This window comes from Mesorhizobium sp. M0816 (assembly GCF_040320005.1).
GTDB lineage: Bacteria > Pseudomonadota > Alphaproteobacteria > Rhizobiales > Rhizobiaceae > Mesorhizobium.
The window spans coordinates 23699-47097 of record NZ_JAMYOT010000006.1 but is presented as its reverse complement, the minus strand read 5'-3'; the positions used below and the strand labels follow the sequence as shown (position 1 = coordinate 47097).

Here is a 23399-nt window from a genome sequence, read left to right as displayed (position 1 = left end):
GACCGGCGAAGAGCACATTGAGTACGAAAGATACGGGCCAGCCTCAAAGCTTCCAGCCCGAGTGGAGCGCGGCGATGCCGCCGGAGTAGTTGCGGAACGAGGCGCGCTCGAAGCCCGCGCGCGAAATCATCGCCGCGAAATTCTGCTGATTGGGAAATTTGCGGATCGATTCGACCAGATAGGAATATGGCTCGCCATCGCCGGTCACCGCCTTGCCGATCCGCGGAATGGCGTTGAACGACCATGCTTCATAGACCTTGTCGAGCAGCGGCATCTCGACCTCGGAGAATTCAAGGCAGAGAAAGCGCCCGCCAGGCTTCAGCACGCGATAGGCTTCGGCAAGCGCCACATCGATGCGCGGCACGTTGCGGATGCCGAAAGCGATGGTGTAGGCGTCGAAAGTAGCGTCGGCAAAAGGCAGTTCCTCGGCATTGGCTTCGACGAAATCGGTATTTGCCGACAGGCCCTTTTTCTCGGCCCGGTCGCGGCCGACGGCGAGCATCGAGCCGTTGATATCGAGAACCGTTGCATGAGCGTGCCTGCCGCTCGCCTCGACGATGCGGAAGGCGACATCGCCGGTGCCGCCGGCAACGTCGAGAACGCTCCAGCCCGGCCGCTTCGGTGGATTGAGCCAGGCGACCATGGCGTCCTTCCACAACCGATGCAACCCGGCCGACATCAGGTCGTTCATCAGGTCGTAGCGGTTCGCCACCTTGTGGAAAACATCATTGACCAGAGACTGCTTGTCGCCTGGCCCTACCCGCTTGAAACCATAGGAGGTTTCCATGCCGCCCGCAGCAGTGGTTCTTTCAACCGACATCGTCTTGATCCGCCATAAAATCGGCGGGACCATAGCCGATCGATGGTGCGGGCGCTATTGTTTAAGGCGCGGTGTTCGGCCGCGCTTCGAAGCAGGTTCCGGAAAAGTGTCACACGGTTTTTCGACAGGAACTTGCGTCATAAGAAAAAGCCTGACGGGATAATTGAATGCCTTTGAAAGCAGAACTGCACTGCCACATCGAAGGGGCAGCGGCGCCTGAGCTCGTCCTCCGCCAGGCTGAGAAATACGGCAAGGATGCCTCGCCCTACATCCAGGACGGCTCCTTCGTCTGGCACGACTTCACCTCTTTCCTCGCCGCCTACGACTTCTCGTCGGACCTGTTCCGCACCGAAGAAGACTATGCGCGGCTGGCCGACCATTACCTGACCAGCCTCGCCCGCGACGGCGCCATCTATTCCGAGGTTTTCACCTCGCCCGACCATGCCAGCAAGGCCGGGCTGTCGCCGAAGGCCTATACCGACGCGCTCGGCGAAGGCATGGCCCGCGCCAAGGCGAAGACCGGCATCGAAGGCCGCATGATCGTCACCGGCGTGCGCAATTTCGGTGTCGAATCGATCGAGCGGGCGGCGCGTTTCGCCGCGCGCTGCGGGCATCCGCTGGTCACCGGTTTCGGCGTCGCCGGCGACGAGCGGATAGGCGACCTGGAAGATTATGTCAGGGCCTTCGAGATCGCCCGCGAGGCCGGCCTCGGCATCACCGTCCATGCCGGCGAATTGATGGGCTGGGAGAGCGTCGAGGCGGCACTCGACCACATCCGCCCGTCTCGCATCGGCCATGGCGTGCGCGCCATCGAGAACCCCGAGCTTGTGCGGCGCATCGCCGACGAAGGCGTCGTGCTCGAATGCTGCCCTGGCTCCAACATCGCCCTGAAAATCTTCGACAGCTTCGCCGACCATCCCTTCCCCGCCTTGCGGGCAGCGGGCTGCAAGGTGACGCTCAACTCCGATGACCCGCCCTATTTCTGGACCTCGCTGAAACGCGAATACGACATCGCTGCCGAGCATTTTGCGATGGACGACAAGGCGCTCACCGCCGTCACCAGGACGGCCATCGAGGCAGCCTTCGTCGACAGGAAGACCAGGGCGGTGCTGCTGGGCAGACTCGGCGCCAAGGGCAGGTGAATGGTGAATGGTGAATGGTTCACCCGGCGCTTCGGTTCGTCAACCGCGAGCTTTCCGCGCAACCAAGGACTCGCAAACCAGTTCACTATTCACTATTCACCATTCACCATCCACTATTCACCTGCGCAGTTGGAGAACACCATGAAGGGCGTCACCGTCGTCGACCATCCGCTTGTCCAGCACAAGCTGACCATCATGCGCAAGAAGGAAACCTCGACGGCCGGCTTCCGGCGGCTGCTGCGCGAGATCTCGCTGCTGCTCGGCTACGAGGTCACCCGCAACCTGGAACTGACGACGACGACGATCGAGACGCCGATCGAAACGATGGAGGCGCCGACGCTGGAGGGCAAAAAACTGGTCTTCGCCTCGGTGCTGCGCGCCGGCAACGGCTTGCTCGAAGGCCTGCTCGATCTGGTGCCGGCGGCGCGTGTCGCCCATATCGGCCTCTATCGCGACCACGAGACGCTGGAAGCGGTCGAGTATTTCTTTAAGGCGCCGGGCGACCTCGCCGACCGGCTGGTGATCGTCGTCGATCCGATGCTGGCGACCGCCAATTCGGCGATCGCGGCGATCGACAAGCTGAAAGGCCGCGGTGCCACCAACATCCGCTTCCTCTGCCTGCTGGCGGCACCAGAGGGCCTCGAGCGGTTTACCCAGGCGCATCCCGATGTTCCGGTCTTCACCGCTTCCATCGACCGCCAGCTCAACGAAAAGGGCTACATCATGCCGGGTCTCGGCGATGCCGGCGACCGCATGTACGGCACCAAATAGATCCGTTTACCGATTGTTTACGCAAACGGCTGGTTTCCGCACTCGTTAAAGCGGCAATCACCATGTCGGACTAAGGATCGGCAACCACAAAGGCCGGTCCATGCTGCGCAAGCTCCTCATCCTTGGCGTGTTTGCCGGAACGTCGGCATCGCTGCCGATCGTGTATCAGTCCAATTCACAGGTAATCGAGCGGCTGTTGAAATCCGCCATCGGAGCCAGGCCGGCCGACACACAAACCGACCTGAATCTCGCCGCCGTCCCGGACAGGCCCACAACGCCGCAGCCGCTCGGCCGCAAGGTCGTCGTCACCGCGGACTCGCGCGGGCATTTCATGTCGGTCTTCAAGTTGAACGGCCGCCAGATCGACGGCATGATCGATACCGGTGCCACGCTCGTCGCCATCAACACCTCGACTGCGCGCAGGATCGGCATCTCGCTCAATTCGACGGACTTCAGCCATCAGGTCAACACCGCCAATGGTGCGATCAAGGCCGCCGTGGTGACGATTGATCGCCTGCAGATCGGCAAGATCACCGTCGAGGGCGTCGAGGCCGTCGTGCTCGACGACAGGGCGCTGCACACCAACCTGATCGGCATGAGCTTTCTGCAGCGGCTCGAAAAATACCAGGTCGAAGACGGCAAGCTGCTGCTGGTTCAGTAGAACGTGATCCCGAACCGCAGGTCCGCGCCAGCGAAAAGTGGGGACCGGTTTTCGGACAAGATCGTGGTCCAAAGAACGATAGAGCCCATCCGATACCATCGGAATGGCTCTACCCGCGCGGCAGGATCCGCCGGATGACGGTTTTCTCCGTGGCCGGTCTGGAAGTGCCGATCATATAGGCCGAAAGCACGGCGGCCGCGGCCGCTTCGGCATCCCCGGTATTACGGGCATGGACCAGCGCCAGCGCTTCGCCGGCCCGCACTTCAGCACCGACCGGCAACAGCCTGGTGATGCCGACGGCGTGATCGATCCTGTCGTCGGGCCGCGTCCGCCCGCCGCCAAGCCCGACCACGGCAAGCCCGATCTCGCGGGTCGCGATGCCGGTGACAAAGCCGTTCGCGCTCGCCTTGACCGCGAATTCCGTTGCCGCTTTCGGCAAATATTTTTCCGGATTGTCGACAAAGTCGACGGGACCACCCAGTGCCGCCACCATGCGCGCGAAGACGGCAGCGGCGCGGCCGCCGGCCAGCGTTTCGGCGGCGCGGCGCAGGCCGTCCTGGTTGGACGACACCAGGCCTGCCGATTGCAGCATCTCGGCGGCCAGCGCCAGCGTCACGTCCTCCAGCCGCCGGTCGCGAAAGCGGCCGGTGAGAAAATCGACGGCGTTGCGCACCTCGACCGCATTGCCGGCGGCGGACGCCAGCGGCTCGTTCATGCCGGTGACCAGCGCCGAGGCCTTAAGGCCGGCGCCATTGGCGACGTCGACCAGGCTGTTGGCCAGTGCGGTTGCGTCGCGCGATTTCTCCATGAAGGCGCCGTTGCCGACCTTGACATCGAGCACCAGCGAACCAAGGCCGGCCGCCAGCTTCTTCGACAGGATCGAGGCGGTGATCAGCGGCACCGATTCCACCGTTCCCGTCACATCGCGGATCGCGTAGAGCCTGGCGTCGGCGGGTGCCAGATCGGCGGTCTGGCCGATGATGGCGCAGCCGGTTTCGAGCACGGTCTTGCGGAAGCGCGCAACATCCGGCTGGCTGATATAGCCGGGGATGGCATCCATCTTGTCCAGCGTGCCGCCGGTATGGCCGAGACCCCTGCCGGAAATCATCGGCACATAGGCGCCGCAGGCAGCGACGATCGGCGCCAGCATCAAGGAGACGTTGTCGCCGACGCCGCCCGTCGAATGCTTGTCGGTGACCGGGCCGGGCAGATCCGACCAGTCGAGCACATCGCCGGAATCGCGCATCGCCATAGTCAGCGCCACCGCCTCGTCGCGGCTCATGCCGTTGAAGAACACCGCCATGGCAAAGGCGCCGACCTGCGCGTCGGTGACTGTGCCGGCGGTCAGACCCTCGATGAAGAACGCTGTCTCCTCAGCCGAGAGCTTCTGGCCATCGCGCTTGCGGCGGATGATTTCCTGTGGAAGCATCAGGCGTCGACCTTGTGCTCCGGAAGCCCGTCCTGAAAAACACGCTGCAGAATGGTCGCCAGCCGCGCGCCGCCGACCGGCGCCATGTCCTTGGTCTCCTGGTGCGACAGCTCGGCTCCGGTCATGCCGGCGGCAAGGTTGGTCACGACCGAACACGCGGCGACGCGCAGCCCAAGGAAGCGGGCGAGAATGACCTCCGGCACCGTCGACATGCCGACCGCGTTGGCGCCCATGACGCGCGCCATGCGGATCTCGGCGGGCGTCTCGAAGCATGGGCCGGAGAACCACATATAGACGCCCTTGTGCAGCGTGGTACCGGTGGCCTTCGCCGCCTGCTCGATGGCGGAGCGGAGAGCGGCGTCGTAGGCTTCGGTCAGGCCGACGAAACGGCGGTCGCTCGGTTCGCCGATCAGCGGGTTGGAGCCCGAGAAATTGATGTGATCGGTGATCAGCATCACCGAGCCCGGGCCCATCCCGGGATCGACCGAACCGGCGGCGTTGGTGAGGATCAGCCTGGAGATGCCGAGGCCGGCGAGCACCTCGAGTGCCGGCCGCATCGCCGCCGCGTTGCCGTGCTCGTAATAATGCGCCCGGCCGGACAGCATCAGCACCGGCGTGCCGGCAAAGAGCCCCGCCACCACCTCGCCGGCATGGCCGCTGACTCCGCTTCGGGGAAACCCCGGCAAGTCGGCGTAGGAGATGCGCACCGCATCCTCGACCTGGTCGACAAGCCCGCCAAGCCCTGACCCCAGCACCAAGGCGGTGGTCGGCGCCAGCCCGTCCAGCCTTTCGACGAGGTGATCGAGCGCTTCCTTCATTTCAGCACATCGCCTTCAAACCCGTATGGCAGCAACTCGCCCATGGTCACGGTCTCAACCACGCCGCTATCATCGCAGAGATAGAATTTCGTCTCCGGCCGGCAGAATTCCGCCAGCCGCTGCCGGCAGCCGCCGCAGGGCGAGCATTTTGCCACGCGTTCGGCGATCACGGCGATTTCCGTGATCTTGCCGCCGCCGCCCATGACGTAGTGGCCGAGCGCGGTGGTTTCGGCGCACCAGCCCTCCGGATAGGACGCGATCTCGACATTGGCGCCGGTGAAGACACGGCCGTCCTCGGTGCGCAACGCCGCGCCGACCGGAAATTTCGAATAGGGCGCATAGGCCTTGGCCATGGCGGCTTTCGCCGCATCGAACAGATCATGAGCCATGATAGATCAGCGTTCCTTGACATACGGCACGCCGCCGGCGCGCGGCGGGATTGCCTTGCCGATGAAGCCTGCAAGCAGGATGACGGTCAGCACATAGGGCAGCGCCTGCATGAATTGCACCGGCACCTTGCCGATCAGCGGCAGCGGCGTGCCTTGCAGGCGGATCGACGCCGCGTCGAGGAAGCCAAACAGCAGGCAGGCAAACATGGCGTTGACCGGTTTCCATTTGGCGAAGATCAGCGCGGCCAGCGCGATATAGCCCTTGCCGGCGGTCATGTCCTTCACGAAGCCGCCATTCTGCACCATCGACAGATAGGCGCCGGCAATGCCGGTGAGGACGCCGGTGCAGATCAGGGCGCGGTAGCGCAGCCAGGCGACCGATATGCCGGCGGTATCGACCGCCGCCGGGTTCTCGCCGACGGCGCGCAGGCGCAAGCCGAAGCGGGTGCGGAACAGCACCCACCAGGTGAACGGCACGGCCAGGAAGGCGAGATAGACCAGCACGGAATGGCCGGAGATGAGTTCCGAATAGATCGGCCCGAGGATCGGCACGCTCCTGAACGCCTCCGCGCCCGGCCAGATGATTGCCTCGAAGCGCTCGCCGGCGGCCAGCGCCGGCGTGCGCCCGCCTTGCTGGAACCAGGCCTGGCCGAGCATGATCGTCGATCCGGCGGCAATGAAATTGATCGCGACACCCGAGACGATCTGGTTGCCGCGATGGGTGATCGAGGCAAAGCCGTGGATCAGCGCGAAGGCAACCGAGATGAGGATGGCCACGCCGAGGCCGAGATAGGCCGAGTGGAAGACCGAGGCGGCGGCCGCACCGGCGAAGGCGCCGACAAGCATCTTGCCCTCGAGCCCGATGTCGAAGACGCCGGCCCGCTCCGAGTAGAGGCCGGCGAGACAGGCGAGCAGCAAGGGCACCGACAGGCGGATGGTCGAGTCCAGGACCTGTACGATGGCGTTGAAGAAATCCATCTCAGGCGCCCTTCCCCTTGACCGCTTCCATGCCGACCGATTTCGGGCTGAGCGAGGCGAACAACGCCTGGACGTAGGGCCGGAACATATGCTCGAGCGCGCCGGCGAACAGGATGACGAGGCCCTGGATGATAACGATCATGTCGCGGCTGATCGCCGGCATCTCGAAGGCGAGTTCGGCGCCGCCCTGGTAGAGCATGCCGAACAATATTGCCGCCATGACGATGCCGACCGGATGCAGGCGGCCCATCAGCGCCACCGCGATGCCGACGAAACCGGCGCCCGAAACGAATTCGAGTGCGACATTGTGCTGGTCGCCCATCGTCGGGTTGAGCGCCATCATGCCGGCTAGCGCGCCCGAGATCATCATCGCGATGATGATGATGCGGATCTCCGAAATGCCGGCATAGCGCGCCGCTTTCGGGCTGTGGCCATAGGTGCGCATCTCGTAGCCGAGCTTGGTGCGCCAGATCAGCACCCACACCAGGAAGGCCATGGCTAGCGCCAGCAGGGAACTGACGTTGAATGGCGCCGAACGGATTTTGGCGCCGAACAATTCGATGACCCAGTTGAGCTTCGGCAGTTGCGCGCCTTCGAGGAAGGTGCGCGTCTGCGGTGCCATCGAGGCGGGGGGCTTCAAGTACCCGACCAGCGCACGGACCATGACGCTGGCGGCGATGAAATTGAACATGATGGTGGTGATGACGATGTGCGAGCCGCGCTTGGCCTGCAGATAGGCCGGGATCAGCGCCCACAGCGCGCCCATCGCCGCGGCGGCGATAATGGCGATCGGGAAGGTCAGCCACCAAGGCAGCACGCTGTCGAAGGCCAGGCAAACAATGCCAATGCCGAGACCGGCGATATAGCCCTGGCCCTCGCCACCGATGTTGAACAGGCCGCAATGCGCCGCAACCGCCACCGAAAGCCCGCTGAAGATGAAGGTGGTGGCATAGAAAAGCGTGAACGCGATGCCTTGGCCGCGGCCGAAGGCACCCTCGACCAGGACGACGGCTGCGCGCAGTGGGTTCTCGCCAACCAATATGACGACGAAGCCGGCAACGACGAAGGCGACGAACAGGTTGATCAGCGGGATCAGGACGTAGTCGGCCCAGGCCGGCAGCTTGGCATAGGGAGTGCTCATTCCGCCGCCTCGCGCTGCTCGACGCCGGCCATCAGCAGGCCGAGCTCGCCCTCGGTCGCGTCGGGGCCGCGTTCGCCGACGATGCGGCCGGCAAACATCACCAGGATGCGGTCGGACAGCGAGCGTATCTCGTCGAGCTCGACCGAAACCACCAGCACCGCCTTGCCCTGGTCGCGCATGGCGATGAGGCGCTTGTGGATGAATTCGATGGCTCCGACATCGACGCCGCGCGTCGGCTGGCCGACGATCAACACGCCGGGATCTTGTTCCATTTCCCGCGCAAGCACGATCTTCTGCTGGTTGCCGCCGGAGAAATTGGCGGTCTTGAGGCGGCAGTCCGTCGGGCGGATATCATATTTGACGATCTTGTCCCGGGCATCGTTACGGATGGCGTCAATGTCAAGGAACGGCCCCTTCAGATAGCGCTCGTCGTCCTGGTAGCCGAGGATCGAATTCTCGTTCTCCTCGAAGGCCAGCACCAGCCCGACATGATGGCGGTCCTCCGGCACATGGGCAAGGCCGCGCTCGCGCAGCTCGCCAGGGTCGGCGGCGCCGGTGAGGTCGATCGGCTTGCCGTCGAGCATGACCGAGCCCGAAACGGCATGCCTGATGCCGGAAATCGCCTCGAGCAATTCGGACTGCCCGTTGCCGGCGACGCCGGCAATGCCGACGATCTCGCCGGCATGGACATCGAAAGAGACGTCGTCGACCATGGTGACGCCGCGGGAATCCTTCACCGTCAGGTTCTTGATCGCGAGCTTGACGCCGCCGGCCTTCGCCTCGCCCTTCTCGACGCGCAGCAGCACGCGCCGGCCGACCATCAGCTCGGCCAGTTCCTCGACCGTGGTCTTCTTGGTCTCCCTGGTCGCCACCATCGTGCCCTGGCGCATCACCGAGACGGTGTCGGTGATCGCCATGATCTCGCGCAGCTTATGGGTGATCAGCACGATCGTCTTGCCCTGCTCCTTCAGCTGCCTGAGGATGCGGAACAGGTGGTCGGCCTCGGCCGGCGTCAGCACGCCTGTCGGCTCGTCGAGGATCAGGATCTCGGCGCCGCGATAGAGCGCCTTGAGGATTTCGACGCGTTGCTGCAGGCCGACCGGCAACTCCTCGATGATGGCGTCCGGATCGACTTCGAGCCCGTATTCGCGCTCGAGCCGCTCCAGCTCGGAACGCGCCTTGGCGATGCTCTTCTTCAGCAGCGCATCGCTTTCGGCGCCGAGAATGACGTTTTCCAGCACCGAGAAATTGTCGACCAGCATGAAATGCTGATGCACCATGCCGATGCCGAGCGCGATCGCATCGTTCGGTGTCTTGATCGATGCCGGCTGCCCACCGACACGGATTTCGCCGGAATCGGCCTGGTAGAAACCATAGAGGATCGACATCAGCGTCGACTTGCCGGCGCCGTTTTCGCCGACGATGCCATGGATAGTGCCGCGCATAATCTCCAGATTGATGTCGCGGTTGGCGCGCACGGCGCCAAAGCTCTTGTCGATGCCGATCAGCTCGATTGCGGCTTGCGCCATGCAGCCTGTTCCCACTGTTATTTTTTTACCGCTTGGTCAAACGCCTAGCATGACGCCCAGTCTGTGCCAATTGGGTCCGTACCAATTGGCCGGAGCAGGGTTCACTCTCGACAAATCCCGCCATGCTTGTCAATTTCCAACGTGGCCGCAGCCTGCACAATCGCCTGATCGAGGATTTCAAATGACCATGCCCGAGGACCGGCTGACGACGCTGGAAATCCGCGCCGCCGAGCAGGAGAAGACCATCGAGGAACTGTCCGGCCAGATCGCCGAGCAGTGGAAGGTGATCGAGCGCATGCAGCGCAAGCTCGACGCGCTGACCGAGCGCTTCCTGGCGCTGGAGGAACAGGCCGCACCCGACGTGCCGGTGACAAAGCCGCCGCACTGGTGAGGCGGGCCGACAAGACAAAACCGCCGGGCTTTCACCCGGCGGCTCGTCAGTTCAGCAGTACCAGTCGATCAATAACGGCAATCGATCAATACGGGCAGGCATTGTCCGACATATAGTCGTGCACCTTGATGGTGCCGGCGATGATGTCGGCCTTGGCTTTTTCGACCGCCGCCTTCATTGCATCGTCGACAAGCGCCTTGTTGTTGTCGTCCATGGCGTAGTCGACGCCGCCTTCCTTGAGGCCGAGATCGTTAACGCCGGCCGTGAATTTGCCGTCCTTGGCATCCATGAAGGTGTTGTAGACGGCAACGTCGACGCGCTTGACCATGGAGGTCAGCACCTTGCCGGGCTGCAGGCCGTTCTGGTTGGAATCGACGCCGATGCCGAGCTTGCCGGCGTCGGCCGCTGCCTGCAGCACGCCGACACCGGTGCCGCCTGCCGCCGCGTAGACCACGTCGGCGCCCTGGTCGATCTGCGTCTTGGCGATCTCGCCGCCCTTGGCCGGATCGTTCCAGGCTGCCGGCGTATCGCCGGTCATGTTCTGGATGACGTCGGTGGCGCCGGCCGCCTTTGCGCCGCCGACATAGCCGCAGCCGAACCTGCGGATCAGCGGAATGTCCATGCCGCCGACGAAGCCGACCTTCTTGGTCTTGGAAGCCATCGCCGCCATCACGCCGACGAGGTAGGAGCCTTCCTGCTCCTTATAGACCAGCGAGCGGACATTGGGCTTGTCGACGACCATGTCGATGATGGCGAATTTGGTGTCGGGGAACTCGGTGGCGATCCTGTCAAGCGCGTCAGCCCACGAGAAGCCCGCCATGACGATGGGGTTGCGACCGTCCTCGGCGAAACGGCGTAGCGCCTGCTCGCGCTGGGTGGCGTTGCTGACCTCGAATTCCACATAGGGGATGCCGGTCTCGGTCTTGAACTTTTCAGCGCCGTTGAACGACGCCTCGTTGAACGATTTGTCGAACTTGCCGCCGAGATCATAGAGGATCGCGGGTTGAATGTCCGCGGCGAAGGCCGGAAGAACCATTGCAGCTGCGGCCATAAGGCCGAGAACGATACGTTTCATGTGATCCACACCCCTGTCGGTTATTTGTCCATTATGCACCGCATGCCGGCCCGGTTCTCCGGCAGGCATACGGCGTCGGGCAGGAGTGTCTTCCTCCCGCTTCGGGTCAATCTGGCACGGCCCGAAACAAAATTCACGTGGAATTTTGACCCTTTGGAAAAGCATGGCGCCGCATCGCGGCGCCACAGCATATTCCTTGCGTCAGGGGCATAAAATCAGGCGGAGACGGCGGCCGGAATGGCGCAGGAGACGCCGGTTCCCTGCAGGCCGCAATAGCCGTAGGGGTTCTTCGCCAGATATTGCTGGTGGTCTTCCTCGGCGAAGTAGAATTCCGGCGCCGGCGCGATCTCCGTGGTGATCTTGCCGCGTCCGGCGCCGCGCAGCGAACCCTCGTAGGCATCGCGCGAGGCGAGCGCCGCCTGGTACTGCGCGTCGTTGAACGTATAGATCGCCGAGCGGTAGGTGGTGCCGACATCATTGCCCTGGCGCATGCCTTGCGTCGGGTCGTGGCTTTCCCAGAACAGCTTCAAGAGCTCGGCATAGGACACGATCTTGGGGTCGTAGACGACGAGCACGACTTCGGCATGGCCGGTGAGCCCCGTGCAGGTTTCCTGATAGGTCGGGTTGGGCGTGACGCCGCCGGCATAGCCGGCCGCCGTGACCCAGACGCCCTCGACTTGCCAGAACAGGCGCTCGGCGCCCCAGAAGCAGCCCAGCCCGAACATCGCCGTTTCCATCCCTTCGGGATAAGGACCCTTGAGCGGCCTGTTCGAGACAAAGTGCTTCGATGCCGTCGGGATCGGCCGGTCGCGGCCGGGCAACGCCTCGGAGGGTTTCGGCAGGTTGAGCTTCTTGTTCAGCATGTCGCTGAGAAACATGTGTGGCTTCCTTTTCTTCTTGGTTGAGCCTTCCTGGTACGGGAACACCGGGTCAGGCTGGAAATGTCAGGTTGCGGCGAACCGCCCGCTGGGGCGCTGCCGCCTGTAACCGATGGCATAAAGAATGAACGCCAGCACCGCGAACACGGCAAAGCCGGGCTGACTGAGCACCCAGGCGATGGCACCGTCCCACAGCAGCGGGTTGATCTTATCGCGGACGAAGCTTTCGAAGGCGCTGCGCGTATCCGGCGAGACAGCGAGCCAGCTGGCGTTGAGCGGGGTCATCACCAGCGCCGAAGCCGCCACCGAGCGGGTCGCATCGAGCACGGCCATGATGACCGAAACCGAAAGCGCGACCATTGCAGCGAAACGAAAGACGAAGCGGAACATCCGGACCCTTCCTCCCCAGGAGTTTATCAGAATGTCGTGTCGGACTGTTAAATAGGACCTGCGCGCTTTATCCGCAATCGCGACACGTGAAGTTGAACCCGCGACCGCCGGTTCGCCGGAACCGGTGGCGCGCCGGACGGCAAGCACACCTCCGCGGATCGTTTCGATAGGCTCCCAACGGGTGCTCCGATAACATGGGCTGAGCATCCCTATCCGGCAAAGCGAATAGACTGCCGTTATGTCTTGGCATTCGGCACCGGATCGACTAGATGAGCCCCGCGCCTGTTGCTTTGACGGCTCGGGTGCGGGGAAAGGGTATCCGCTGGTTGACGGCGCCCACGGCCGGAATTCCGGCCGGAATCCCAAAGGAGATGCATCTCCCCAACCCGCGCGGCGAAACCGGCCGCGTCGAAAATGCTAAAAGGACGGAGAGGTGGCCGAGTGGTTGAAGGCGCACGCCTGGAAAGTGTGTTTACGGGAAACCGTAACGCGGGTTCGAATCCCGCTCTCTCCGCCACATTTTACCTCTTAAATCTTCACCTAACTCGTTGGATTTCCTCACTAATTTTACCGAGGCATCGGGCAACAATTTCCCAATTTGCTCTGGAATTTGCTCTGGAATCTGCTATGGTTTCTGGCGGAGAACTTGGATTTGAGGCGTCGGGCGATGGGATTGGGTGAAATGGGGAAACAGATCAAGCTCAAAAGGCGCGGCAAGGGCGGCATAATTTATATGGTGCGGCACGTCCCCATCCGGTATCGAGTGGTCGAGACGAGGGCCGAGATATGGGTCAATCTCAACACCGACTCCGAGACCTCGGCGCAACAGAAAGCGCCCGGCGTCTGGGACAAACTTATCGCGGCATGGGAAGCCAAACTGGATGGCGATACCACTGACGCGGAGAAGGCATTCGCATCCGCACAGGCATTGGCAAAGGCGCGAAACTATCGCTGGTTGCCGGCGCATGAAGTGGCGAAACTGCCACGGCATGAGTTTCTGGATCGCGTCGAGGCCGTCACCAAGCCGAATGGCGAGCCAGACAGGTTGGAGGCCATGGCCCTGCTAGGCGGCGCTAAGGAGCCGGCTATTAACGTCAGCCGGGCACTGGAACTGTATTGGGAATACGCGGCCGAAAAGACTCGCGGGATGAGCAAAGATCAAGTGCGGCGTTGGAAGAACCCACGTATCAAGGCCATCAAAAATTTCATTGCGGTGGTCGGAAATAAACCCATTGCCGAGATCACCCGGGACCACATGCTTGATTTCCGTGACTGGTGGAACAAGCGGATTGAGAAAGAGGACATGTCGCCGGGAAGCGCCAACAAGGACATCGGCTTCGTCGAAAACACCTTGCGGTTGGTTGAGGAAAAGAAGCGCCTTCGGATCGTATTCCCGTTCGGTAGGCTCACGTTCAAAGAGGATGATGACGACGACAACAAACGGCCGCCATTCTCGGAAAGCTGGATCAAGGATAAGATTTTAGCGCCGGGTGCATTGGACGGGTTGAACGATGAAGCCCGCGCCGTTGTTCATGTCATGGTGAACACTGGGGCACGGCCCTCTGAAATCGTTGGCCTGCTCCCGCATCATATCCGCCTTGACCACAACGTTCCGCACTTCGAAATCAAAGCCGAAGGGAAAAAGACCAAGAACAAGCCATCGAGGCGTGTCATCCCTCTCGTAGGGATCAGTCTGGAGGCACTCCGGAAATTCCCAGAAGGCTTTCCGACCTATCGATTCAAGGACAAGATCAGCGACACCGTGAACAAGTTCCTTCGGGAAAATGGTTTACTGGAGACCGAGGAACACACGCTCTATGGCCTGCGCCATTCTTTCGAGGATCGCCTGCTTGCCTCTAAAGTGGATGAGCGCATTCGGCGCGATCTAATGGGCCACAGCCTTGGGGGTCGGCAGCGATACGGTGATGGGGGCACGCTAGAACATGTGGCGGAGCTTCTAGCGACTATTGCCTACTGATGACGCCGGGCGGCTGCGATCGCCCTCGCCTTCGCGATCGGGTCGTTGATTAGCTCGGCTTCTGCGGCGGCAACCTCGGTTTCAAGGCGTTCGAAGATCGGCAGGTAGTGAGGTCGATGGCCCGCCATTGATGGTGTCATTGCGCCCGCGCCACCATAGACGATGTCAAACCCCCAAAAACCAGGAAAGGGCGACCAGGTTTTGCGCCGCGTGCTGAAAACCCCTCCCGATCATAAGACCGGGAAGGGCCAGCAGCCTGTAGCGCCTGGCTGGGTTGCATCAAGCCGCGGTGACTGCGAATCACCGCGGCTTTTCAATGGAACGGATAAAGAACAGACTCTGCAAGCTGAATCCCGCGCCATGCCCGGTATTTCACAATCACCTTTTCTTGCGTTTGGAGAGCAGGTTTCGCGCCTTTTGCTTAAGCGTGACCGGCTTCACCAATCCGCCGATAGGTCAGGCGCTTGTCGCGGGCCATTCCGCGCTTGAACACAGAAAACACGCCTTCAACCCTATTGGAGTGAACAACCACATTGCCTTCGCGGCGGGCATATTCACCGGCGGCATGGTTGGGCGGAGGCGCGATGCCCAAAGCTATGTGTGACAAGCTTCTTATGCTGGGGTCGGTCGGCCACAGCCTCCGCTTCGGCGATCATCCGCTGATCAGGGGCGCGACCCCAAGCGGTTGCATATTCAGGACGAGGCTCCAGGTTGCGGGTGGCCTCGGATGAAGCGTAGAAGGGTTCCCGGCAATTCCAAGGGGACGGGCTAGATTTGCCGCCTAGGGAAAGAAATAAGGGAGTCGATCCAGCAAGCCCATTGCAGTGGGGTTGTTTCGAGTTACACATGTTCCATTGCTGGGGTGTTTTGGCGGAATATGGCTACCACCGTTCAACAGAGCTTTGTTCAGCTCAAGTCCAACCTTGAGATCACGGGTCTACAGTCTGAAACAGTATCGACGCGGCAATCCGGTGTTCGTGATGTGATACAGGCTGGAATGCAGGTCAACGATACCTTTTTGACCGGCTCATACGCTCGCCACACGATGATTTGCCCGCTGAAAGAAGCGGATATCGATATCTTTTGTGTGCTCGAAAACAAGTACTTCCATTGGTACAACGGACAGAACGGTGGGCCTCCGGCGCTCCTCGATTTTGTCAAGAGAACGCTGCTCAAGACTTACACAACAACCCCAAGCATCTCCCGAAATGACCTTTGGTTGGGTATTCCCACTGTCGTCATTTCCGCACTGGTCGCCTTCACCAAGACCGCCGAGCAATATCCCTTTGTCGCTGCTGCAGCGGTAATCTTCTCAATTTTCGTCCCAGTTCTCTCAGGCATCACAACCTTTCTTAACCCCAACGAAAAAGAGGCCGCCCACCTTGCGGCTGCTCACGCCTATGACAGGCTCAACAACGCCGCACGTATGTTTTGGTCCATAGACTGCTGGGCTGCGGATGCGACCGACGAGGGTCTGACGAGTCAGATCCGGTCGCTGGTCGCCGAAAAGGACGATTTGAATAAGGCAAGTCCCCAAATCCCGAAGTCAGCTTACGAAAAGGCTAAGAAGGGTATTGAGGATGGCGAGGCATCGTTCAAGGTGGATTCAGCTTCGTCATAGAATCAAAGCCTGCGAAGCCCGCAAAACCCGACTACGGCAGTCTGTTTGGGCAGGGTCGCCATCGTGTTGTTGCCGCCTGCGCCGCCGCGCCGGCCAGGGCCAACATCAGCGAAGGTCATTGCTCGAAGACGCAAGAGGCCCCCGCCGACTTGCTTCCAGCGGCTCCGTCATCGCGGAAGATCTGGACTGGAAGGCCTTCGGCTTAGGGCTGGCTGACGAGGTCCTGTCCTTCATGACTTCGCTGAGGCTTGGTCGAGTCGGAAGCAACAGACGCAAAGGTGTTCGAACAGAATCCGTCGACTTTGACGACGCGGTCAAGCAGATGGGGTGCAATTTGCGAGGACCCGTGCTTGGCGTGGAGGACGAGGTCAGGCCGCCACCTCCGGAAGCAGGCCGCACTCTGCGGCCAGGGAGATAGCCGTTTCTATCCTGTCCGGAGTGGGCGCGGGAGTGAGTCTGCTCCTGCCCGGTAGCGCCGTCCAGCCACCCTCTTCCATCACCAGCTTGAGGCGCAGGATCGTCTTGCCGCCGCCGCGCGCGTCCTGCAGTCCTCTTCCTACCGCCCAGTAGACGTGCTGCGCTATCGCCCATGTCTCGATCGCGTGACGGACGAGTTCACGCGCCTGCGCATGCCGGCGGGCGTTACCTTCCCTGCCCGCCCTTCGCAGCGGCAGGCGGTCTTCCCGGTCGAAGGTTTCCGGGTCGTGCGGCGAGTGGGCGATGCACAGGGCGAGCGCTTGCGCGATCGCGGCCGCGAGGCCTTCCCTTGTCTGGCTGCGTAGCGCGTCGGCGATAGCCGCCGTCGCGGACGATGGTGGCGTTGTAGGGTCCGTTCCGTCCAGCCAATCGGATGCAGGTCCGGCCCCGTCGATTGCGGCTTCGGCGAGGAAGGCCGAGACCAGTGCGGGGGTGCCTAGCGGGCCGTCCGACTGGGCCAGCCTGTCCAGCGTCCATGCGAGCAGCGACTCTACGGCGTAGCGGAACAGCTGCCTGTATTGGAGCCGTCGCCACCGCGCCGCCGCTCTCTCCAACCCCTCGGGGACTTCGAAGCCGGGGTCTTCCCCGGCGAGAGCCGACCTCACCGCTTCGGTCGAACCCAGTTCACGGCGGGCGGCAGCGTGCAGAAGGAGCTTCATGCCTTCGGCCCGGGTCTCCGTAGCAAGGTCGCCAGTCAGGGTTCTCGCTGCATGTCTGCGTTCTTCTTCCGTCAGTTCGTCGGGCATCCATGCCTGCGCCCATTCAAGTGCTTCTTCTCTCGTGACCGTCGCCGGGCCGAAACCCGAAAATGCAGGATGGCCGAGGCGGTCGGCAATCCTGGCTTCGAATGCATCGAGAGCCGCGTCGACGTCGGTTGGCGGCACGAGAACCTTCGCGTTCACGTCGTTGCGTCCGAGCCAGCCCAGAGACTTGAGGCCCGGTCCGTAATTCACTGCGGCGGAGAGAGCCGTGCTGTCCGCGCGACCTTCCCGGAAGGCTTTCCACGCCGCTCCGTGGAAGTCCATCTTCTGCGCGCCAAGCAGCTGCGCCATGGCCTGCCGTCCTGGAAGATCCGTCTGGGTTCCCGAGATGAAGATCGACCAGGTGAAGATGACCTCGCAGCGCGCCACGAAGTCTTCGAGGACCGTTGCGTCGGTGTCCGGCCTGCCCTCGGCCTTGGCGAGCCTCAGCGCGCGCCGCCACGCCCAGGAGACGAAGGCGAACGGCCTGACGTGTCTCGCTACGTTGTTTAGGCCGTCAGCCACCATGTTCATCAAGTCGAAGTTCGTCTGTCGCAGGCCGCACGGATCTACCGAGGAATGCGCGATCTGCGTGTCGTCGACGACGCTGGGTCCATCCGCCGCGCTCGCCTCGGACAGGATTTCGGCCATTGTCCGCTTAGCCATCGACACCCTCCGGCAGAACGAGAACTTTCTGGCAGCAGTTGGCCGATCGGGCCACGCCAAGGCTTCTTAGCCTTCCCTGCTCGATCTTGGGGAGCGTCATGCGGCGGTTGCAGCACGATCCCGTGCCGCTCATTATGTAAACGCGGCGCCGAGCCGTTTCGGATGCGAAAGCGTCTGCCATCAGCTGCGATTCCGAGGGACACGAGCCGAGCAGTTCGGCATATCCGTCGCGGGGGATGCCGTGTGCCAGTGCAGCGGCGTATGCCCCTGCCTGCTCGCGCCAAGTCCTGATCTCTACGATCCTGGCCCAGGCCGCTTCGTAGGAGGCCTCACGCCCCATCGCGGCGATGAACGGTTCCGCTGGCTTTGCGGGAGGGCAGCAGTCTCCGTCGAGGTCGCCTCCGGTCCTCATGATGCGCTGGCGCGCCGCGCGCGCTGCGTCCGGGGACGGATCAGGTCCGCACAGGGCGAGGATCGCCGATGCGGCCTCTTCGTCCAGAGGTCCTTCCACGGCAGCCGCGCAGTAGGCATCCACCACCCGCTTCAGCCACTGTTCGGCCTTGCCTGCGGTTACCCGGTTGGTAAGTCTGTCACATGCATAGGCCACCAGGGTCATCGCCCTGAGCGCCGTCTCGCGGCTGGTTCCCTTCGCAAGCATGGCCTCGAGCACCTTATCCAGGACTTCGAGGGGATCCCGATTGGCTCCGCCGTCGGCCTTTCCGGTCTTCGGCTTCTTCCGGCCGTCGCCCGGCTCGGGTTCGTCTTCGTTGTCATCGCGTCCGATCGGACCGCGGCGCTCTTTAAGCGCGGACAGGAGCGCATCTACGAACCGTGCCCAGCCCCGGCCGGCTTCCCCGCCGCCCGGCATCGCCGTTGCCGAGCCGCCCGTGCTCCGCAGATCCGATGTCAGGATCATGGAAGGCCCTGTCGGCTTAGGTGCCGCGCTCCCTCCGCCTCCGGCGATCTCGGGCCGGAGGAAGCCGGGATTGTCGTGCGCCCATTCTAGTAGCACGCGGAAGTCGTCTGGCGTTTCGGTGCCGCCAAGAATAGCCATGAGACTGGCCGCAGCCTTTCCCGCGAACCGTCTCAGGCCCGTAATGGCCGAGAGAGATGCAAACCCTTCCGCGGCGCTCTGTCCCGCCTCGACCCTGAACACGACGCGCCCGCCTCGCAGCGACGCGGCCTCGAAGCCGGGGATCGCGACGTTGAAGCTCCCGTCATCGTCGAGGAAGGCATGGGCGAGCGGCTTCCATCCTGCGGGACCATAATGAAGGAGCTGGGCAGGCCCTTTCATCCTGGGCGAGAGCACGCGTCCCGTGATTGCGTCGCCAGTTACGGATGCGCGCAGCACGCCGGGCGGCGGGCCATCGTCGTCTGCTTCGTTTTCCAAAGGGAGAACGGGAAGCGGCACTGCGGCGGGGACAAGATGCCAGCTGACCGTCGAGCCGCGCTGCACGCGCGCCACGCAGGCCTCGACGTTGAAACCGGTCAGGGCCGCTCCGGAGGCGTTCGCGCTTCCAGAGATGATAAGCCTGCCGTTTCTGCAGGCCACTTCGAATGCCTTGGCGTGCAGCTTCCTGTTTGCCGTCTCCATAAAAGGTTCTGCCGCCACGGCAACGACCCGGGACTTCGCGCCGAACGGCCAGTTGGCCCCTGCCGTGCCCCGCACCGTACCTCCCGCATGCGCGTGAACGTGCACTTCCTCCAGCTTCAGCCGACTGCAGAGGTCGTCGACCGCTGCGCCGCCGTCCCAGAAGGGCGCGGCGACCGTGAGCCGGGTTGCGCCGCCGAGTTCTCCGGCGATGTCTTCCATGGACTGGGCGATGCCTCCTTCGAGGCTGTGCAGGAAGCGCACCGAACCATCCCCGCGTCCGCGGCCTGCCGCGCGCGAGAGATCCTGTGCGAGGGACGCGCACGCTTCCTGCGCCCCGTGAGTAATTCCCCGCTGACCGCCGAGCAGTTCAAAGAACCGCGCGGCCCCGTGGAAGGCATCGGCTGCAAACGAGGGATGAAGGTGCTCGGCAGTCTCAAGATTGCGGCCCCATCCGCTGAAGGTGAGGTTGCCCGATCCGACGATGAGATGGCAGTCGTCGTCGGATACGAACGCGGAGACCTTGGGGTGAAAGACCCCGTTGCTGACGGAAACGGGTTCGATCTCGTAGTCGCGGCCCGCGCGCTGCGCTCCCTGCTCGCTCAGTCCGGATCGGATTCCTTCAACGTCAGCGAGGATCAGCGCCTCCTGGCTGCGGCCCCGCACGAGTGCATCGAGAACGACGGATTCGAAGAACGACAGACTGAGCGCGTAGGTGGTGAAGACCGCCTTCCGCCACGGCTGGATTCCTGCGATTTCGGTAGGCTTGAACCCCAAGTTCCGTCCCCCTGGCACCTGTCAGCCGGACTTCGTAGCATCGATAGGCTTAAGAAAAGCGTATCTGAGATACCTCTGCAGGTAGCAGCACCATTGCTTATCTTGGTAGTCGGGCCATCCTCGGAAACTGTGGTCGAGCCGGCATGGCTGAGGTGTGTTGCTTCCAATGCCGCGCCCCCCACCCGACTGCACGGCGAGAACACGGACCGCAGAGTGATGCTTCTGCGGGAAGCTCATGGCCGCCAAAAGATCTACGGCAATGCCCACGCGGCCGTCGTGGGTTGCCTGCTAGCTCGTATGTCCGCTTTTTGGTTGCGGCTGGGATGGGCCCACGACCGACTTGGGTCGAAAGCGGACCGGCAGGTTCAAGACTCGAAATCTCAGAAGCCGACGTCAGGTCCCGCGGTGACACGTAGTGATCCCCGTCCGCCATGGCGCTTTCCCCCATTCACGCGCAGGGAAACATATTGCACGGAGTCGCCGGAACCGAGAAGCAGGCACCAAACCGACGCTGGGAACGAGTCCTTTCGTCAACGACGCCAGGCGCCTACGCTGCGCGGGCGGAGGGTAGGATTCGATGATCAGGGTTCTCGTTGATACGTGCGTGTGGCTCGACCTCGCAAAGGATTACAGGCAGCAAACCTTAATCCAGGCGGCGAAGGAGCTGTTCGATGCGCGCGAAATCGACTTCGTTGTGCCGGACGTCATCAAGGAGGAATTCGCGCGCAATAAGGAACGCGTCGTCCAAGACGCGCAGCGCAGCCTGCAGGCGCACTTCCGGCTCGTCAAGGAGGCCGTCGACCGCTTCGCGGAGGACGACTACAAGAAGGAGACGCTGCACTCCCTTAACGAAGTCGATCAGCGCATCGCCATGAAGGGCGAGGCCGTCAACAGCTCCATCGCGTGGATCGAGGGGCTGCTGTCCGCGGGGCTGAGCAAACAGACCACGAAAGCTATCAAGCAGCGGGTGACTGAGCGCGCGGTCGCGGGACTGGCGCCCTATCACCGTTCGAAGAACAGCGTCGGCGACGCGATCCTTGTTGAGACCTACGTCGATCTGGCGAAGGCCGCCAAAGCCAAGGGGCAACGCGTCGCCTTCGTGACACACAACACCAAGGACTTCAGCGACCCGAACGGCGACCAGCGCAGCCCCCACCCCGACATCGCCGCCCTTTTCGACGGCCCGCACTCAACGTATTGGACATCGCTGGGCGACCTTCTGAGAGCGGAACATCCGGGGTGGCTCGAGTTCGTTGACGAGGAGTTCGCGTGGACGGAGGAGCCGCGGAGACTGTCGGAGCTCATCGAGGCAGCGCGCCTGCTGGAGCGTCAGGTCTGGTATAACCGCCACTGGGGACTGCGCACACGAGTGGAGCGCGGAGACACGAAGGTCGTCACCAAGAAGCAATGGGAGGCCGCCAAGCCGCGCGACCGCAACAACGGGGTCATCGTCGACAGCATATGGGAAGGCGCGCTGGAGGCGGCGCGGAAAACCGAGGAAGAGGTCGGGCTGGAGAATCTCGGGCCATGGACCGACTTCGAGTGGGGAATGGTCAACGGCAAACTAAGTGCGATCCGCTGGGTTCTCGGCGAGGACTGGGACGAACTTTACACGTAGGGGGACGACACATGAGATTGGGCATCAATTGGGCGACCATCATCCCGGTCGGGATGTTCTGCCTGGCGCTGTGGCTGCTGCAGTCGGAGCTGTCGACGCTCTACGCTGTAGTAGAATCCACATGCGGCGAAGCATCGTGCGGAGAGAAGATCGCGATTGCGTACCAGCTGCTGTCGCTGTCGACGGTGGTCTCGGCAGCGGCGGTCGCCTGGGCTTCGTATCGTTTCAACACGATCTACAAAGGCAAGGGATAAGCAATGACAGACTGGCAGCTCGTCCTGCTCACGGCCTTCGTGACGACACTGGGAACTGGATTGGTGACATACGTCGGGCACCGTCTGACCGTATCGAAAGACACCAAAGACGAACACGACCGCGATGCGAGATACCTGGCAATCCGGGTCGTTTGCATCCTCGACCGCTTCATTGCTGGATGCAGCGAGGTAGTCGCCGACAGCGGGGAATCCGATGCCGAAGGCTATCGCCATACGACCGCCAAGTATCCAGACCTGCAGTTTCCAGACGACGTCGACTGGCGCTCCATCGCGCCGAAGCTGATGTATCGAATCCTCGCACTGCCGAATGACCTCGACAGCGCTCACAAGTCCATCCAATACATGGCAGACGTCGTTGCGACCCCTCCCGACTACGAAGAGATTTTCGAGGAGCGCAACTACCAGTTTGGGAAGCTTGGCCTCGCGGCCCTCGCGTTGGCCGACGAGATCAGGGAGACGTTCGAGATCCCGCTGCATAACTACGGACCGGGCTGGCATCCCAAACCGTGGTTCGAAAGGGCAACGGTTGAGATCGACCGCATGCGGAAAGAAGGCGCTGAATCGGCGGCAAACCTGATCCGGGCACATAATGAAAAGGTCGCGCGTGGCGAGGCAGTGAATCTGGCTCCGATGCCTAATGTCATGCCCGAGCGACAATAGTTTTTACTCCTTGCGCTTTTCCGTCACCCGGTCATCGCGGCAATCTTCCCAAGCTCCGTCCGGAGCCGTCGCGCGCTATCTAATCAGTCCGCCAGAGACGCCTTGTCATCAAGGAAACTGCTCTAGGCTTACCTTGAAGCCCTCCTTCGCCTATTCGCCGACGATGTTGGCTTTCGGGCAACGGCAAAGTTTACCTACAGGCCGAGATGCGGCGCGTTGCCGCCAACCAGTTATTGGCCGGAAGCGGACTTGCGGCTTGGAGGCTTGGAATGTGAGAAGCGGACGTTCAGGCGCCCCCATGCATCGACGCGATCTGACCCGAACAAGACCTCTGACCATCGCATGGCGACTGACCGCTTCGCGCCTAATGTCGGTCGTTTCAACGATCAGGTCCGTCCGTCAAAAGCGGACATGGCCGGGCCAAACACGGAGGCCATTGGGCCACAGCTCGGTTACAGCCATGCAGTCGGCTCCGGGCCCGGAACTCCTTCGTCGAGACAAGGGAGAACGGGTGGCACGACACGAAGGCAGCGCGGTCCGGCGATAGCGCCGTAAGGATGCGACGCGCGCAACGAAGAAGACCA

General features: G+C 62.5%; 22 protein-coding genes, 1 tRNA gene and 1 pseudogene. 10 read left to right on the top strand and 14 right to left on the bottom strand.

Features of this window, described 5'->3' with window-relative positions:
• Positions 1-43: 43 nt before the first annotated feature.
• Entirely contained in the window at positions 44-820 is a 777-nt protein-coding gene (gene ubiE, locus NKI17_RS10760; RefSeq protein ID WP_352568186.1) for a bifunctional demethylmenaquinone methyltransferase/2-methoxy-6-polyprenyl-1,4-benzoquinol methylase UbiE, read from the bottom strand.
• Positions 821-987: 167 nt separating this feature from the next.
• Between ubiE and NKI17_RS10755 the strand changes: the two genes are divergently transcribed.
• From NKI17_RS10755 to NKI17_RS10745, 3 genes are all read left to right on the top strand, one after another.
• Complete coding sequence (locus NKI17_RS10755) at positions 988-1962, top strand: adenosine deaminase (RefSeq protein WP_352454014.1); 975 nt, start codon at positions 988-990, stop codon at positions 1960-1962.
• A gap of 141 nt (positions 1963-2103) precedes the next feature.
• Positions 2104-2733, top strand: a complete 630-nt coding sequence (gene upp / locus NKI17_RS10750) for a uracil phosphoribosyltransferase (protein WP_023675320.1) — start codon at positions 2104-2106, stop codon at positions 2731-2733.
• 100 nt (positions 2734-2833) lie between these two features.
• Positions 2834-3394, top strand: coding sequence for a TIGR02281 family clan AA aspartic protease (locus NKI17_RS10745; RefSeq protein WP_352568187.1), 561 nt, complete (start codon positions 2834-2836; stop codon positions 3392-3394).
• Positions 3395-3503: 109 nt separating this feature from the next.
• Here the strand turns inward: NKI17_RS10745 and deoA are convergent, their stop codons facing one another.
• Genes deoA through NKI17_RS10715 form a run of 6 tightly spaced genes read right to left on the bottom strand, consistent with a single transcriptional unit; the run spans position 3504 to position 9678 of the window.
• Positions 3504-4823: a thymidine phosphorylase gene (deoA, locus tag NKI17_RS10740; protein ID WP_352568188.1), complete on the bottom strand. Its 1320-nt coding sequence runs from the start codon at positions 4821-4823 to the stop codon at positions 3504-3506.
• Complete coding sequence (locus NKI17_RS10735; RefSeq protein ID WP_352568189.1) at positions 4823-5641, bottom strand: purine-nucleoside phosphorylase; 819 nt, start codon at positions 5639-5641, stop codon at positions 4823-4825. Before NKI17_RS10735 ends, deoA begins: the two co-directional genes overlap by 1 nt.
• On the bottom strand, positions 5638-6030 hold the full coding sequence (gene cdd / locus NKI17_RS10730) for a cytidine deaminase (protein ID WP_352568190.1): 393 nt from the start codon (positions 6028-6030) through the stop codon (positions 5638-5640). The genes NKI17_RS10735 and cdd overlap by 4 nt, the downstream gene beginning before the upstream one ends.
• 6 nt (positions 6031-6036) lie before the next feature.
• Positions 6037-7008, bottom strand: coding sequence for an ABC transporter permease (locus NKI17_RS10725; RefSeq protein ID WP_352568192.1), 972 nt, complete (start codon positions 7006-7008; stop codon positions 6037-6039).
• A 1-nt stretch (position 7009) separates the two neighbouring features.
• Positions 7010-8149 (bottom strand): ABC transporter permease, encoded by a 1140-nt coding sequence (locus NKI17_RS10720; RefSeq protein WP_023675313.1) that lies wholly within the window; start codon positions 8147-8149, stop codon positions 7010-7012.
• On the bottom strand, positions 8146-9678 hold the full coding sequence (locus NKI17_RS10715; RefSeq protein ID WP_352454009.1) for an ABC transporter ATP-binding protein: 1533 nt from the start codon (positions 9676-9678) through the stop codon (positions 8146-8148). Before NKI17_RS10715 ends, NKI17_RS10720 begins: the two co-directional genes overlap by 4 nt.
• Before the next feature lie 181 nt (positions 9679-9859).
• On the opposite strand from NKI17_RS10715, the gene NKI17_RS10710 reads away from it, so the two are divergent.
• Entirely contained in the window at positions 9860-10069 is a 210-nt protein-coding gene (locus NKI17_RS10710) for a SlyX family protein (protein ID WP_352568193.1), read from the top strand.
• A gap of 85 nt (positions 10070-10154) precedes the next feature.
• Here NKI17_RS10710 and NKI17_RS10705 read toward each other — a convergent pair whose 3' ends face one another.
• From NKI17_RS10705 to NKI17_RS10695, 3 genes are all read right to left on the bottom strand, one after another.
• Positions 10155-11144, bottom strand: a complete 990-nt coding sequence (locus tag NKI17_RS10705) for a BMP family lipoprotein (RefSeq protein WP_352905907.1) — start codon at positions 11142-11144, stop codon at positions 10155-10157.
• Positions 11145-11359: 215 nt separating this feature from the next.
• Positions 11360-12022 (bottom strand): peptide-methionine (S)-S-oxide reductase MsrA, encoded by a 663-nt coding sequence (msrA, locus tag NKI17_RS10700; protein ID WP_352568194.1) that lies wholly within the window; start codon positions 12020-12022, stop codon positions 11360-11362.
• Positions 12023-12088: 66 nt separating this feature from the next.
• Positions 12089-12412 (bottom strand): hypothetical protein, encoded by a 324-nt coding sequence (locus NKI17_RS10695; RefSeq protein WP_352568196.1) that lies wholly within the window; start codon positions 12410-12412, stop codon positions 12089-12091.
• Positions 12413-12839: 427 nt separating this feature from the next.
• On the opposite strand from NKI17_RS10695, the gene NKI17_RS10690 reads away from it, so the two are divergent.
• Positions 12840-12929 (top strand) — tRNA-Ser (locus NKI17_RS10690).
• A gap of 150 nt (positions 12930-13079) precedes the next feature.
• A complete protein-coding gene (locus NKI17_RS10685) occupies positions 13080-14390 on the top strand; it encodes a site-specific integrase (RefSeq protein WP_352905906.1) in 1311 nt (436 codons plus the stop codon).
• On the opposite strand, the gene NKI17_RS10680 is transcribed toward NKI17_RS10685, so the two are convergent.
• Both NKI17_RS10680 and NKI17_RS10675 read right to left on the bottom strand, forming a co-directional pair.
• Positions 14384-14518, bottom strand: coding sequence for a hypothetical protein (locus tag NKI17_RS10680; RefSeq protein ID WP_352905905.1), 135 nt, complete (start codon positions 14516-14518; stop codon positions 14384-14386). The two genes, NKI17_RS10685 and NKI17_RS10680, sit on opposite strands and share 7 nt — an antisense overlap.
• Positions 14519-14811: 293 nt before the next feature.
• Positions 14812-14958, bottom strand: a pseudogene (locus NKI17_RS10675) (IS1595 family transposase); the annotation flags it as partial.
• 309 nt (positions 14959-15267) lie between these two features.
• Between NKI17_RS10675 and NKI17_RS10670 the strand changes: the two are divergent.
• Positions 15268-16011, top strand: coding sequence for an SLATT domain-containing protein (locus tag NKI17_RS10670; protein WP_352905904.1), 744 nt, complete (start codon positions 15268-15270; stop codon positions 16009-16011).
• 368 nt (positions 16012-16379) lie between these two features.
• On the opposite strand, the gene NKI17_RS10665 is transcribed toward NKI17_RS10670, so the two are convergent.
• Both NKI17_RS10665 and NKI17_RS10660 read right to left on the bottom strand, forming a co-directional pair.
• Positions 16380-17894 carry a hypothetical protein gene (locus NKI17_RS10665; protein ID WP_352905902.1) on the bottom strand — a complete coding sequence of 505 codons (1515 nt, stop codon included), beginning with the start codon at positions 17892-17894 and terminating at the stop codon, positions 16380-16382.
• Complete coding sequence (locus NKI17_RS10660) at positions 17887-20262, bottom strand: phospholipase D-like domain-containing protein (protein WP_352905901.1); 2376 nt, start codon at positions 20260-20262, stop codon at positions 17887-17889. Before NKI17_RS10660 ends, NKI17_RS10665 begins: the two co-directional genes overlap by 8 nt.
• A 577-nt stretch (positions 20263-20839) precedes the next feature.
• Between NKI17_RS10660 and NKI17_RS10655 the strand changes: the two genes are divergently transcribed.
• Genes NKI17_RS10655 through NKI17_RS10645 form a run of 3 tightly spaced genes read left to right on the top strand, consistent with a single transcriptional unit; the run spans position 20840 to position 22815 of the window.
• Positions 20840-21880 carry a PIN domain-containing protein gene (locus tag NKI17_RS10655; RefSeq protein WP_352905899.1) on the top strand — a complete coding sequence of 347 codons (1041 nt, stop codon included), beginning with the start codon at positions 20840-20842 and terminating at the stop codon, positions 21878-21880.
• An 11-nt stretch (positions 21881-21891) separates the two neighbouring features.
• On the top strand, positions 21892-22134 hold the full coding sequence (locus tag NKI17_RS10650) for a hypothetical protein (RefSeq protein ID WP_352905898.1): 243 nt from the start codon (positions 21892-21894) through the stop codon (positions 22132-22134).
• Between the two features lie 3 nt (positions 22135-22137).
• The gene (locus NKI17_RS10645) at positions 22138-22815 is read left to right on the top strand and encodes a hypothetical protein (protein ID WP_352905897.1); all 678 of its coding nucleotides are present in this window, start codon (positions 22138-22140) and stop codon (positions 22813-22815) included.
• Positions 22816-23399 lie beyond the last annotated feature (584 nt).